This is a genomic window from Thauera sp. 2A1 (assembly GCF_009469595.2).
Lineage (GTDB): Bacteria > Pseudomonadota > Gammaproteobacteria > Burkholderiales > Rhodocyclaceae > Thauera.
In genome coordinates this window covers 171,449-185,290 of sequence record NZ_SSXV01000007.1, presented here as the reverse complement: position 1 = coordinate 185,290, position 13,842 = coordinate 171,449, and the positions used below count along the sequence as shown (strand labels likewise).

The window sequence follows — 13,842 nt, the reverse complement described above, 5'->3', positions numbered from 1 at the left end:
CTGCGTCGATGTGCGTCGATTCAGCGCAGCGGCCCCAGCAGTTCGGCCAGCCAGTCGACGAAGACGCGCACCCGCGGCGACAGGTGACGATGATGCGGATAGAGCACCGATAGCGGCAGATCGGGGGGGGGCTTGTCGGGGAGCAGCTCGACCAGCGCGCCGTCGGCGATCTGCTGCCCGACTCGGTAGCGGGGCACCTGCACGATGCCGAGCCCGGCCTCGCACGCCGCGAGGTAGGCATCGCCGTTATTGACCGCGAGCCTGCTCGGGATGCTGCGGGTTTCCAGCCGCCCGCCGACGATGAACTCGAGCGGCGTGGAGCGGCCGGTGGAGGCCGAGACGTAGTCGACCGCGTGGTGTGCCTCCAGCTCGGCGAGCGTGGCCGGAGCGCCGTTGCGTTGCACATAGGCCCGGCTCGCGCAGGTGACCTGCTGCAGCGTGGTCAGCCGTCTGGCGACGAGCGAGGAGTCGCGCAGCTCGCCCAGCCGCAGCACGCAATCCACGCTCTCGCGCACCAGGTCGATGTAGCGGTCGCCGATGCCGATGTCGAGGGTGATCTGCGGATAGCGCTCGCAGAACGCGGGCAGCGCGGGGATCACCACGATGCGGCCGAGCGAGGCCGGCAGGTCGACCTTGAGCCTGCCCTGCGGGTGGCGTGCGGCCTGCGAGAAGGACGCCTCGGTTTCGTCGATGTCGGCGAGGATGGCGAGGCAGCGCTGGTAGTAGGCGCTGCCGTCCAGCGTCGGGCTGACATGGCGCGTCGTGCGCTGCAGCAGCCGTACGCCGAGATGCGCCTCCAGGTGCTTGATGATCTGCGTCGCGGAGGCGCGCGGCAGCGACAACTGTTCGGCCGCGCGGCTGAAACTGCCCAGTTCGACGATGCGGGTGAAGAGCTGCATCGCCTGCAGACGATCCATGAGACTGCACTCCATTGTTCTGAAGGGGAGAACAGTCTGGCGATTTTCGCGGCAGTGAGCAATGCCAGCTCCACAATGGTGCCGGCGGCGACGATCCCTGCCGCGTCGCGATGTCGCTTCAGTAGCGCACGCCGGGCGGCGGGGTGAAGGAGTCCAGTGCGTGCAGGTAGGCGGCACGCGCGAAGGCCGAGGGGTCGGGCAGGTTCTGCTGGCTCATCGCGCCTTGCAGTTGTTCCACCGAGGCGTATTCATGCTCTTCCAGCCAGCGCGCCAGGTCGGCGAGAATCGTCTGCAGGCGTTCCGGGCCGTGCAGCAGCAGGGCGCTGGCCAGGTGCACCACGTCGGCGCCGGCCAGCAGCATCTTCAGCGCGTCGGCGGCGGTGTGTACGCCGCCGGTCGCCGCCAGCGTCAGCCTGCAGCGCCCGCGCAGGATGGCGATCCAGCGCATCGTCAGCAGGCCGTCGGCGGACGACGACAGTTGGGCGCGGTCCACCACCGACAGCGTGTCGAGGTCGATGTCGGGCTGGAAGAAGCGGTTGAACAGCGACACGCCGGCCGCGCCGGCCGCCTCGGCGCGGCGCACGAAATGCGGCAGCGACGAGAAGAAGGGCGACAGCTTCATCGTCACCGGGATCGTCACGCCCTGCTTCAGGTCCTTCAGCAGCGCGAGGTAGCGATCTTCGATCGTCGCGCCGGAGAGGTCGGCATCGCCGGGCATGTACCACGCGTTGAGTTCGAGCGCGTCGGCACCGGCCTCCTGCAATTCGCGCCCCAGCTCCACCCAGCCCGACGGCGAGGCGCCGTTGAGGCTGGCGACGATGGGGATGGAACAGCGCGCCTTCAGCACCGCGATCGTCTCGAGGTAGGTGTCGAGCTTGCTCAGGTAGTCGTCGCTCAGCGGAAGATGGCCCGCCGCCTCGCCGAAGGCTTCCGGATTCAGCAGGAAGCGGTCGAGCATGCGCTCCTCGTTGCGTACATCCTCCTCGAACAGCGAGTGCAGCACGACCGCCGCGGCGCCGGCGTCCTCGAGGTGCAGCACGCGGTCGATCTTGTGGCTGAGCGGCGTGGATGACGGCACCAGCGGGTTCTTCAGCCGCAGCCCCAGGTAGCTTGTGCTCAGGTCAGGCATGGTGGTCTCCCTCCTTGTTCCGGTCCGGTTCGGCCAATTCGGCGAGGCGCGTCTCGGGCAGTGGCAGTGCGGCCAGCTCGACGTATTCCTGATGCCGCAGGCGCGCGAATTCGCCAGCCCGCCTCATGAAGTCGGCCGCCGCTTCCGGTTGCTGGCGTTCCAGCACGGTGAACCGCGCCTCGCTGCCGGCGAAGTCGCGGAACGGGATGCTGGGCGCGGCGCTGTCCACCGACAAGGGATTGCGTCCTTGCGCGCGCAGCCTCGGATCGTAGCGCAATAGCGGCCAGTGGCCGGATTTCACCGCCAGATCCTGCTGGCGCAGGTTGTAGGACATATCCACACCATGGGCGATGCACGGGCTGTAGGCGATGATGATGGACACGCCGGGGTAGCTCTCGGCGTCGAGGAAGGCCTTCAGCGTGTGCACGTCCTTGGCGCCGTAGGCGACGCGGGCGACGAACACGTTCTCGTAGTCCATGGCGATGCGGGCGAGGTCCTTCTTGTGCATCGGCTTGCCGCCGGCGGCGAACTTGGCCACGGCGCCCAGCGGCGTGGCCTTGGAGTTCTGGCCGCCGGTGTTGGAATAGACCTCGGTGTCGAGCACCAGGATGTTCACGTCCTCGCCCGAAGCCAGCACGTGGTCCAGGCCGCCGAAGCCGATGTCGTAGGCCCAGCCGTCGCCGCCGACGATCCACACGCTGCGCCGGATCAGGTATTCCGACAGCGCGGCGAGCGAGGCCGCGGCCGGCGTGCCGAGCCGGGCGAGGCGGGCGTTAAGTTCCGAAACGCGCTCGCGTTGCGCATGGATGCCGGCTTCGTCGTGCTGGTCGGCTGCCAGTAGCGCATCGACGAGGTCCGCACCGACCTCGTTCGCCAGCGCCTTCAACTGCACGCGCGCAGCGTCGGCGAGCTGGTTGGTCGCCAGCCGCATGCCCAGGCCGAACTCGGCGTTGTCCTCGAACAGCGAGTTGTTCCATGCCGGGCCGCGGCCGTGGGCGTCGGTGGTGTAGGGCGTGGTGGGCAGGTTGCCGCCGTAGATCGACGAGCAGCCGGTGGCGTTGGCGACCATCATGCGGTCGCCGAAGAGCTGCGTCGCCAGCCGGATGTAGGGCGTCTCACCGCAGCCGACGCAGGCGCCGGAGAACTCGAAGTAGGGCGACAGCAGCATCGATCCGGGAATCGTGTTGCGCTTGGCGTCGCGCGGGTCGCGGTCGGGCAGGCGCAGGAAGAACTCCCAGTTCTCGGCTTCGGGCGCGCGCAGCGGCGCCTGGTCGGCCATGTTCAGCGCCTTGCGCGATACGTTCGACTTGTCGCGGATCGGGCACACGTCAACGCAAAGCGTGCAGCCGGTGCAGTCCTCGGGCGCCACCTGGTAGCTCATGTGCGAGCCGGCCGGGTAGTCCTTGCTGCGCGTTGGCACATGCTTGAAGGTCGGTGGCGCATCCGCGGCCAGTTCGGCGGGGAAGACCTTGGCGCGGATCGCCGAGTGCGGGCACACGAACACACACTTGCCGCACTGGGTGCACAGGTCTTCCTCCCACACCGGCAACTGCAGCGCGAGGTTGCGCTTCTCGAAGCGTGCGGTGCCGGTCGGCCAGGTGCCGTCGACCGGCAGCAGCGACACCGGCAGCGCGTCGCCCTTGCCGGCGATCAGCGGCAGGGTGACCTTGCGGGTGAAGTCGTTGAGCGCCTTGATCTCGATGACGCGCTTGCCGGCCACAGTGCCCGTCTGCTGCGCGGTGGCGTCGAGCGCGGCCGGCACTTCGACCTGGTGCAGGCGCGCGACGGTGGTGTCGATCGCGCGGCAGTTGAGCTCGGCGATGCGCCGGCCCTTGCGGCCGTATGTCTTCTCCACCGCGCGCTTGATCGCGGCGATCGCCTGGTCCTGCGGCAGGATGCCGGAGATGGCGAAGAAGCAGGTCTGCATCACGGTGTTGATGCGCCGCCCCATGCCGGCCTCATCGGCCACCTTGTAGGCGTCGATGACGTGGAAGGCGATACGCTTGTCCACCAGTTGCCGCTTCATCGCCAGCGGCAGCGACGCCCATACGCGTTCGGCCGGCACGCTGGTGTTGAGCAGGAACACCGCGCCCGGCGCGGCGTGCGACAACAGGTCGTGGCTTTCCAGGAACAGCGGCTGGTGGCAGGCGATGAAGCGCGCGTCGCCGTCGCCGGTGAGGTAGGCGGAGCGGATCGGCCGCGGGCCGAAGCGCAGATGCGACACCGTCATCGCGCCGGATTTCTTCGAGTCATAGACGAAGTAGCCCTGGGCGAAGAGCTCGGTCTCGTCGCCGATGATCTTGATCGAGTTCTTGTTGGCCGACACCGTGCCGTCCGAGCCCAGGCCGTAGAACACCGCGGCGAAGCCTTCGCGCGCGGCGTCGGTGCGGAAGGCGGCATCGAAAGGCAGCGACAGGCCGGTGACATCGTCCTCGATGCCGACGGTGAAGCGGCGGCGCGGCGGCTGGCCGGCGAGTGTTGCCGTCAGCTCGTCGAACACCGCCTTCACCATCGCCGGGTTGAATTCCTTGGAACCCAGGCCGTAGCGGCCGCCGATCAGCTTCGGCATCGCGGCGAAGCGCGGGCTGTCGCCGGCCTGGTCCTCGGCCAGCGCTACCATCACGTCCTTGAACAGCGGCTCGCCGTCGGCGCCGGGCTCCTTGCAGCGGTCGAGCACCGCGATCGCGCGCGCGCTGGCGGGCAGCGCGGCGAGCAGCGCTTCGGGGGCGAAGGGGCGGAACAGGCGGACCTTGAGCAGGCCGACCTTCTCGCCGCGGCGCGCCAGATGCTCGATCGTTTCCTCCACCGTCTCCGCGCCCGAGCCCATCAGCACGACCACGCGCTCGGCATCGGGCGCGCCGACGTAGTCGAACAGGCGGTAGCGGCGACCGGTCAGCTCGGCGAAGCGGTCCATCGCCTGCTGCACCACGCCGGGGAATGCGTCGAACAGCGGGTTCTGTGCCTCGCGCGCCTGGAAGAACACGTCCGGGTTCTGCGAGGTGCCGCGGATCACCGGATGCTCGGGCGACAGCGCGCGGGCGCGGTGCGCGGCGATGAGCGCGTCCGGCAGCATCGCGCGCAGCGTGTCGTCGGCGATGGCTTCGATCTTCGCCACCTCGTGCGAGGTGCGGAAACCGTCGAAGAAATGCAGCACCGGGATGCGGCCCGCGAGCGTGGCGGCGGTGGCGATGGCGGCGAAGTCGTGCGCTTCCTGCACCGAGGCGGAGGACAGCAGCGCGAAGCCGGTGCCGCGGGTGGCCATCACGTCGGAGTGGTCGCCGAAGATCGACAGCGCATGGGTCGCCACCGCGCGCGCCGCGACATGGAACACCGTCGGCGTCAGTTCGCCGGCAATCTTGTACATGTTGGGGATCATCAGCAGCAGGCCCTGCGACGCGGTGAAGGTCGTCGCCAGCGCGCCAGCCTGCAGCGCGCCATGCACCGTGCCGGCGGCGCCGCCTTCGGACTGCAGCTCGACGACCTTCGGTACGCTGCCCCAGATGTTGGGTTTGCCTTGCGCAGCCCACTCGTCCGACAGTTCGCCCATGTTGGAGGAGGGCGTGATGGGATAGATCGCGATCACCTCGGAAACGCGAAAGGCGACCGAGGCAGCGGCTTCGTTGCCGTCTATGGTGAACATGTGCTTCATGACGATTTCTCCGGGACCGGTCCGCACCCGGCGCCTGCGCGCAGGAGTGGCATTCACCTTAGTCCCGTCGTGCAGTGCAGCAATTGACCTAAGTCACGGAACCCGAAATACTCGAATCCGATCGCACGCCCTTCCCCCGCTCGCGTCCGTCTTCCGCCATGGGTTCCACAGCCTCCAACCGGGCGTCATCCGCGCAGCGCGCCGTCGGCATCGCGGCACGCCGCGGGCGGCTGAGGGCGGCGGCATGAGCGCGCAGGATTCCAGCGGCCGCCCGCTGCGCTTCTTCCATGCCTTCATGCGGCTGGCCGGGCCTTACTGGACGGCGCGCGGACGCTGGAAGCCGCGCCTGGTCACCCTGCTGCTGGCGTTGCTGGTGGTGTGCCAGGTCGGCCTGGCGATCCGCCTCAACCTGTGGAATGCGGACCTGTTCGACGCGCTGGAGCGGCGCTCCACCGAGCGCGCGATGGACCAGATCCTCATCTTTGCGCTGCTCGTGCTCGGCACCATCGTCGTCAACACCTTGCACCTGGTGGTGCGCAGGTGGCTGCAGCTCGACTGGCGGCGCTGGCTCACCGCGCATGTGGTCGGCCACTGGATGGACGAGGCCCGGCACTACCAGGCGGCGCTGATCCCGGGTGACCACGCGAACCCCGACGGTCGCATCGCCGAGGATGTGCGCATCGCCACCGAGGCGGCGTTCGACCTCGCGAACTCCTTGTTCTACTGCGTGCTGCTGCTGGTGACCTTCGTCGACATCCTGTGGTCGCTGTCGGGGCGCATCGAGCTTGGCGGCGTCGAAGTGCCCGGGCATCTGGTCTTCCTCGCCGTCGCCTATGCCGGCATCGGTTCGGGCGTGGCCTTCGTGCTGGGCCGGCCGCTGGTGCGTGCGACCGACACGCGGCAGACGCGCGAGGCGGATTTCCGCTTCGGCCTGGTGCGCGCGCGCGAGCTGGGCGAGGCGATTTCACTGGCGCGCGGCGAGGCGACCGAGCGCGGCCGGCTGGGCGCGCTGTTCGAGACCATCGTGCAGTCCTGGCACGCGCAGTCGGCCGGCCTGGCGCGGCTGCTGGCCTTCTCTTCCGCCTACACCATCCTTGCGCCGGTGTTTCCCATCCTGGTGAGCACGCCGCGCTTTCTCGGCGGCCTGCTGACGCTGGGCGGCCTGATGCAGTCGGCGCAGGCCTTCCAGCAGGTCACCGCGGCGCTGTCGTGGCCGGTGGACAACCTGCCGCGGCTGGCCGAGTGGCGCGCGTCGGTGGAAAGGGTGCTGGCGCTGGAGGAGGCGGTGCGCACGGTGGCGGTCGAGGCGGCGCGCACCGGCGACACCGCCATCAATCTCGACCGCAGCCCGCAGGCGCGGCTGGGCGTGAGCGAGCTGTGGATCGCCTCGCCCGACGGCACGGCGATGTTGCCGGCGCTCGATGTCGAAGTGCACCCGGGCGAGCATGTGCTGGTCGACGGCGATCCTGATGCGGCCGCGGCGCTGTTCCGCGTGCTGGCCGGCATCTGGCCCTGGGGGCGCGGCCATGTGGCGCTGCCGGCCGACGGCGAGATGATCGCAGTGGGCGCGCGCCCCTTCCTGCCCGAAGGCACGCTGCGCGACGCGCTCGCCTTCCCGCGCCCCGACAGCCACCAGCATGTGGACGCGCTGCTGCGCGGCGCGCTTGGCCGCGTCGGCCTGGCGCACCTGGCCGAGCGCCTGGACGAGCGCGCCGACTGGGCGCGCGTGCTGAGCGGGGCCGAGCAGCAGCGCCTGTCCATCGCCCGCCTGCTGCTCAACGCGCCCAACTGGATCGTGCTCGGCAGCGCGCTCGATGCGCTGGATCCGGCGTCCGCCGACGAGATGCTGCGCCTGCTGTCGGAGGCGCTGCCGCACACCGGCGTCATCGTCATCGGCCCGCACCCGGGCTCCACCGAGACTTTCGCCTCCCGCCTGACGCTGCAGCGCGTGGCTGGTGGCGAGGTGCTGCTCAACGAGGTCTATGCCCAGCGCCAGGCCGCGCGCAAGCCTCGCCGCCGCGGCCTGCGCCTGGTCGACTGGCTGAGCCAGGGCTACGGCTCGTGAATTCCGGCGGCGAGGCAGCCCAGGATCGAGGCCCGGTCGGCGGCGACGGGCGTGCCGCCGTGCTGGAGCGGCAGAGCATGACCTGGCTACTGGAACGCCACCTCGGCGAAGCTGCGCAGCTTGCGGCTGTGCAGCCGGTCCACGCCCTGCTCGCGCAGGCGCTCGATGGCGCGGATGCCGATGCGCAGGTGCTGGTCCACCCGCTCGCGGTAGAAGCGGTCGGCCATGCCCGGCAGCTTGATCTCGCCGTGCAGCGGCTTGTCGCTGACGCACAGCAGCGTGCCGTAGGGCACGCGGAAGCGGAAGCCGTTGGCGGCGATGGTGGCCGACTCCATGTCCAGCGCCACCGCGCGGCTCTGGCTGAAGCGCCGCTCCGGGCTGCTCGCCATGCCGTGCGAGGGCAGCAGCTCCCAGTTGCGGTTGTCGGTGCTGGCCACCGTGCCGGTACGCATCAGGCGCTTCAGCTCGTAGCCGCTCAACTGCGTCACGTCGGCCACCGCGCCTTCGAGCGCGACCTGCACTTCGGCCAGCGGCGGGATCGGCACCCATAGCGGCAGTTCCTCGTCCAGCACGTGGTCCTCGCGCACGTAGCCGTGAGCGAGCACGTAGTCGCCCAGTTGCTGGCTGTTGCGCAGGCCGGCGCAGTGGCCGAGCATGATCCACGCGTGCGGCCGCAGCACCGCGATGTGGTCGGTGATGGTCTTGGCGTTGGCCGGGCCGACGCCGATGTTCACCATGGTGATGCCGGCGCGGTCCTTGCGCACCAGGTGATAGGCCGGCATTTGCGGCAGGCGCGGCGGCGCGGTGCCCAGTTCGTCGCCGGGCTCGGGCGGCAGCCCATCGCGGCGGGTGACGACATTGCCGGGCTCGACGAAGGCGACATAGTCGTGCATGCCCGAGCCGTCGGCCATGTATTCGTGGCCGAGTTCGATGAACTCGTCGATGTAGAACTGGTAGTTGGTGAACAGCACGAAGTTCTGGAAATGCCCGGGCAGCGTGCCGGTGTAGTGGCGCAGCCGGTGCAGCGAGTAATCCACCCGCGGCGCGGTGAACAGCGCCAGCGGATGCGGTTCGCCCGGGCGCGGCTCGTGGGTGCCGTTGGCGATGCCGTCATCCATCGCCGCGAGGTCGGGCAGGTCGAAGCGGTCGCGCAGCAACTGCCGGCGCTCGGGACCGAGGTGGCCTTCCAGGTGCTCCTGCTCGTCGAGGGAGAAATGCACCGGGATCGGCTGCGAACTGCTGCCGACCTCCAGGTCAACGTGGTGGTTCTGCAGCAGCAGGCGGAACTGCTCGAGGTAGTAGTCGCCGAACAGGTCGGGGCGCGTCAGGGTGGTCTCGTACATGCCCGGCCCGGCGACGAAGCCGTAGGACAGGCGCGAGTCGGCGCGCGCCACGGTGTCTGTGCGCACGCGCACGAAGGGGTAGCAGGCGCGCACATGGCGGCCCACGTCGTCCCCGGCCACATAGCGCTGCAGCGCGCTGCGCAGGTGGTCGACGCCAGCCTCGTAGATGCTTGCCACCCGCGCCAGCGCGGCAGCCGGGTCATCGAAGCGTGTGGGGGCGACGAAGGGGGCGTCGACCGGGACGCGGTGCGTCATGGCGGCGCTCAGCCTTTCGCCAGCATGCGGTTGAGCGCTTCGAGGTGCTCGGGCTCGTTGTGGCACATGCCCTGGAAGCTGGCGCACAGGTCGAGGAAGTCCTTCAGCTCCATGCGCTGGGCCATCTTCATCAGGCGCTTGGTGAGCCGCGTCGCCTTGGGCGGCTGGGCGGCGATGCGGTTCGCGAGTTCCATCGTGCGCGGCATCAGTTGGTCGGGCTCGACCACGTCCAGCACCAGGCCGATCGCCTTCGCCTCGTCGGCATCGACGATGCGCCCGGTGAGCGTCAGCTCGAAGGCGCGCTGGTAGCCGATCAGGCGCTGCATGAACCAGGCGCCGCCGTCACCGGGGATGATGCCGAGGTTGAGGAAGGTCTCGCCGAACTTCGCGCGGCGCGAGGCGATGCGCACGTCGGCCATGTTGGCCAGGTCGCAGCCGGCGCCGATCGCCGGACCATTGACCGCCGCGACCACCGGCACCTCGATGGCCTGGATGGCGAGCGGGATGCGCTGGATGCCGCGGCGGTAGCGCTCGGCCACCTCGGCCACGCCGCCGGCGAAGTCGCCGCCGCGCGCCGCCATGTCCTTGACGTTGCCGCCCGCCGAGAAGGCCGAGCCGTTGGCGGCGAGCACCAGCACCGACACCTCGTCGCAGCGGTTCACCCACTCGGCCACGCTGACGATGTCGTCGATCAGCCGCGTGCCGGTGAGCGCGTTGCGCACGTCGTCGCGGTTCAGGGTCAGCGTGGCGACGCGGTTGTCGACCGCGAGCAGGGCGTCTTCGAGCGGGGGAAGCGTCATCGCATCGTCTCCATTGGATTGGTATGGCGCGGAGGTCAGCGCGCCGGCTTGTCGAGGGCGGACAGATCGAACGTGCCGCGCTCGGTGAAGCGCATGCCGGAGAACAGCGGGCCGCCGAGCTTGGCGTGCAGCACGTAGGGCACCGGGGACGCGGCGCGCTCGTCGATCAGGCCCAGCGCCTGGCGTACCGCGGCGAGCGCCGACACCGATACCGGCACGCTCACCACCGTCTCGCCGAAGCGCGGCACGCTGCCTTTCTGGTCGCTGACGCCGGTGGCGAAGCTGCGGTCGTTCACTTCCAGCTCGAGCGCGACACCGTCGAAGTCGATCGCCGTGTCGTTCGGGTTCTGCACCCGCAGCTTGACGCGGAAGCGCATCTCCATGCCTTCGCCGGGGATCGGCTCGAGGCCGACCACGTTCATGCGCACGGGATCGCGACTGGGCAGGCCCGCGCAGCCGCCCGTGACGAGCGCGGCGACGAGGCCGACCGTGAGCAGCAGCAGGCGCAACAAGGGTGCGAAAGTCGAGTTGCTCATGACGGCTCCAGCGGAAGTGGCGGGATGCGGCCGATTGTATCGCCGCCGCCTGCCGGCGTGGCGCGCACGCCGTCGGCCCGGCTACAGGAAGTGGAAGCCGACCTGGAACAGCTTCTCCACCTTCCTGACCAGCTGCTTGTCAGTGCAGAAGACGATGACGTGGTCCTCGGGCTCGATCACCGTATCGTGGTGGGCGATCACCACCTCGCCGTGGCGTGTGATCGAGGTCCATTCGTCCGTCTGGCCGACGATGACCGGCCGGTCCATGTGGCGCACGATCGCGGCGACGGTGGCGCCGCGCGGCCAATCGATCTCGTCCACGCGCCGCCCCACGACTCTCGACGTCTTCGCATCGCCGTGGGCGACGATCTCCAGCGCCTCGGCGGCGCCCCGGCGCAGCGAATGCACTTCGGCCACGTCGCCGTGGCGCACGTAGGCGAGCAGCGTGCCGATCGAAACCTGGGCCGGCGAGATGCCGATGTCGATCGGGCCGCCCTCGATCATTTCCGCATAGGCGCGACGGTTGATCAGCGCGACGACGCGGTCGCAGCCCAGGCGCTTGGCCAGGCTGCCCGCCATGATGTTGTCCTCGTCGTCATTGGTCAGCGCGACGAAAAGGTCCATCTCGGCGATGTTTTCCTCTTCCAGCAGTTCCTCGTCGGTGGCGACGCCCTGCAGCACCAGCGCCTCGCCCAGTTCGGAGGCGAGGAAGGCGGCGCGCTCGGCCCTGCCCTCCACCACCTTGACCTCGTAGCGCTTCTGCAGCGATTTCGCCAGGCGCAGGCCGATGTTGCCGCCGCCGGCGATCATGATGCGGCGCACCGGCGTCGTCATGCGCCGCAACTGCCGCATCACCGGGCGGATGTGTTCGGCCGCGGAGAGGACGAACACCTCGTCGCCGGCCTCCACCACCGTCTCGCCCTCCGGGAACACCGGCCGGTTGCCGCGGAAGATCGCGGCGATGCGGGCATCCATGCCGGGCGGCATCATGTCCCGCATCTCCTTGATCTGGCGGCCGACCAGCAGGCCGCCTTCATAGGCGCGCACCGCCACCAGGCTGACGCGGTCGTTGGCGAAGCTGAGCACCTGCAGCGCTTCGGGAAACTCGATCAGGCGGCGGATGTAGTCGGTGATCACCTGCTCCGGGCACAGCGCGAAATCGACCGCGAAATTGTCCACGCCGAGCAGGCTCTCGTCCTCCAGGAAGTCGCGGGCGCGCAGCCGGGCGATGCGCGTCGGCACGTTGAACACGCTCTTGGCCAGCTTGCAGGCGACGAGGTTGCTGGCGTCGTTCTGCGTCACCGCGATCAGCATGTCGGCATGCTCGATGCCCGCCTCGCGCAGCACCGACGGCGTCGCGGCGTTGCCGGTGACGGTGCGCAGGTCGAGGTGCTCCTGCAGGCGGGTCAGGCGCGAGCCATCCTGATCGATGACGGTGATGTCGTTTTCTTCCGAGACGAGCGCCTCCGCCAGACTGGTGCCGACCTGGCCGGCGCCGAGGATCAGGATGTTCATGGCTGGATGTCCTTTCGTTGGGGCGCAGGGCGACTCATGGGCGCCAGAAGTCCGGCGTGAAGATCACGAACACGGTCATCACCTCGAGGCGCCCGATCAACATCGCCGCCGAGCACACCCACACCTGGAAGTCGTTCAGCGGCTGGTAGTTCTGCGCCGGGCCGACGACGTTGAGGCCCGGCCCGGCGTTGTTGATGCACGCGACGATGGCGGTGATGGCCGAAGTGAAGTCGAGCCCCGAGGCGACGAGCAGGAAGGTCAGCTCGCCCACCGCGAGGATGTACAGGAAGATGAAGCCGAGCACCGCGCCGGCGATGGAATTCGACACGAAGGTGTCGCCCACGCGCATCTGCGAAGCCATGCGCGGATGGATCAGGCGCTTGAGTTCATTGACGCCCTGCTTGGCGAGGATCAGCGCGCGAATCATCTTGATCCCGCCGCCGGTGGAGCCTGAGCTTGCCACAAAGCATGACAGCAGCAGGAACCACAGCGGCACGAACACCGGCCACTTGTCGTAATCCTGGCTCGCGAAGCCGCAATCGCTTGCGATCGACACCAGGTTGAAAGCGACATGGCGCAGGCTGACGAGGAAGCTCGAATAGGTGCCCGAGGCCGACAGGTAAGCGGCGCAGACGAAGATGGAGGCGGCGATGACGGCAAGCAGCGCCTTGGCCTCGGGGTCCTGCAGATAGGCGGCGAGCGACTTCTTGCGCCAGGCGACGAAGTGGGTGGCGAAGTTGATCGCGGCAAGCAGCATGAAGGCGATCAGCACCGCCTCGATGGCGGGAGAATCGAAATGCCCCACGCTGTCGTCGTAGGTGGAGAAGCCCCCCAGCGACAGCGCGGCGAAGGCGTGGCAGATGGCGTCGAGCCAGTTCATGCCGACCAGCTTGAGCGCAAGGATGCAGGCAATCGTGATGGCGAAGTAGACCAGCCACAGCGCCTTGGCGGTGTCGGCCACGCGCGCGGTGAGCTTCGATTCCTTGTTCACCCCGGTCGCTTCGGCCTTGTAGAGCTGCATGCCGCCGACGCCCAGCAGCGGCAGGATCGCCACCGCCAGCACGATGATGCCCATGCCACCCAGCCAGTTGAGCTCGTGCCGCCACAGGTTGATGGCCGGCGGCAACTTGTCCAGGCCGACCAGCACGGTGGCGCCGGTGGTGGTGAGACCGGACATGGTCTCGAAGAAGGCATCGGTGAAGGACAGCTCGTCCAGCACCAGCATCAGCGGCACGGTGGCGATGGCGGCCATCAGGATCCAGGCCAGCGTCACCAGCAGGAAGCCGTCGCGCGGCTTGATCTCGCGCCGGTGGCGGCGACCGAAGAGGTACAGGATCGCACCGAGGCCGAACGCAATGCCACCGGCAAGCACGAAGTCGATCAGGGTGCCGTCTGCGTAGATCAGCGAGGCCGCGATCGGCATCAGGTAGGTGCCGCTGAAGAACAGCAGCAGACCACCGAGCACGTGCACGATCGGAAGCAGGCGAGAAGACATGATGGATTCCTGTCGCGATCCCGGGCGGGAAGGCGCGGAGCCCGCATTGCGGATGGCGCGCCGCCGGCTAACTTGCCCCATCGGCGCGAGCGGCGCAAGCTGGCGCGTCAACAATCGCGCGATCCCCGTCGCTGGCCG

General features: G+C 69.0%; 9 protein-coding genes. 1 reads left to right on the top strand and 8 read right to left on the bottom strand.

The genetic code is table 11. The features are described from left to right. Positions 1–20: 20 nt before the first annotated feature. The 3 genes from GH664_RS09155 to nifJ form a co-directional block, all read right to left on the bottom strand. A complete protein-coding gene (locus GH664_RS09155) occupies positions 21–917 on the bottom strand; it encodes a LysR family transcriptional regulator (RefSeq protein ID WP_153167825.1) in 897 nt (298 codons plus the stop codon). 118 nt (positions 918–1,035) lie between these two features. Next, positions 1,036–2,046, bottom strand: a complete 1,011-nt coding sequence (locus GH664_RS09150) for a dihydroorotate dehydrogenase-like protein (RefSeq protein ID WP_153167824.1) — start codon at positions 2,044–2,046, stop codon at positions 1,036–1,038. Further along, the gene (gene nifJ, locus GH664_RS09145; protein WP_153167823.1) at positions 2,039–5,695 is read right to left on the bottom strand and encodes a pyruvate:ferredoxin (flavodoxin) oxidoreductase; all 3,657 of its coding nucleotides are present in this window, start codon (positions 5,693–5,695) and stop codon (positions 2,039–2,041) included. The genes GH664_RS09150 and nifJ overlap by 8 nt, the downstream gene beginning before the upstream one ends. A gap of 244 nt (positions 5,696–5,939) precedes the next feature. Here nifJ and GH664_RS09140 point away from each other — a divergent pair, with 244 nt between their 5' ends. Then, positions 5,940–7,760: an ABC transporter ATP-binding protein/permease gene (locus GH664_RS09140; protein WP_194270365.1), complete on the top strand. Its 1,821-nt coding sequence runs from the start codon at positions 5,940–5,942 to the stop codon at positions 7,758–7,760. Between the two features lie 86 nt (positions 7,761–7,846). On the opposite strand, the gene GH664_RS09135 is transcribed toward GH664_RS09140, so the two are convergent. The 5 genes from GH664_RS09135 to GH664_RS09115 all read right to left on the bottom strand — a co-directional run bounded on the left by GH664_RS09135 (position 7,847) and on the right by GH664_RS09115 (position 13,704). Further along, on the bottom strand, positions 7,847–9,358 hold the full coding sequence (locus GH664_RS09135; RefSeq protein ID WP_153167821.1) for an AMP nucleosidase: 1,512 nt from the start codon (positions 9,356–9,358) through the stop codon (positions 7,847–7,849). Positions 9,359–9,366: 8 nt separating this feature from the next. Continuing rightward, positions 9,367–10,158 carry an enoyl-CoA hydratase-related protein gene (locus tag GH664_RS09130; RefSeq protein WP_153167820.1) on the bottom strand — a complete coding sequence of 264 codons (792 nt, stop codon included), beginning with the start codon at positions 10,156–10,158 and terminating at the stop codon, positions 9,367–9,369. Between the two features lie 35 nt (positions 10,159–10,193). Further along, positions 10,194–10,694 (bottom strand): LEA type 2 family protein, encoded by a 501-nt coding sequence (locus tag GH664_RS09125; protein WP_153167819.1) that lies wholly within the window; start codon positions 10,692–10,694, stop codon positions 10,194–10,196. Between the two features lie 81 nt (positions 10,695–10,775). After that, on the bottom strand, positions 10,776–12,209 hold the full coding sequence (trkA, locus tag GH664_RS09120; RefSeq protein WP_153167818.1) for a Trk system potassium transporter TrkA: 1,434 nt from the start codon (positions 12,207–12,209) through the stop codon (positions 10,776–10,778). A 34-nt stretch (positions 12,210–12,243) separates the two neighbouring features. After that, entirely contained in the window at positions 12,244–13,704 is a 1,461-nt protein-coding gene (locus tag GH664_RS09115; protein ID WP_194270364.1) for a TrkH family potassium uptake protein, read from the bottom strand. Positions 13,705–13,842: the final 138 nt, after the last annotated feature.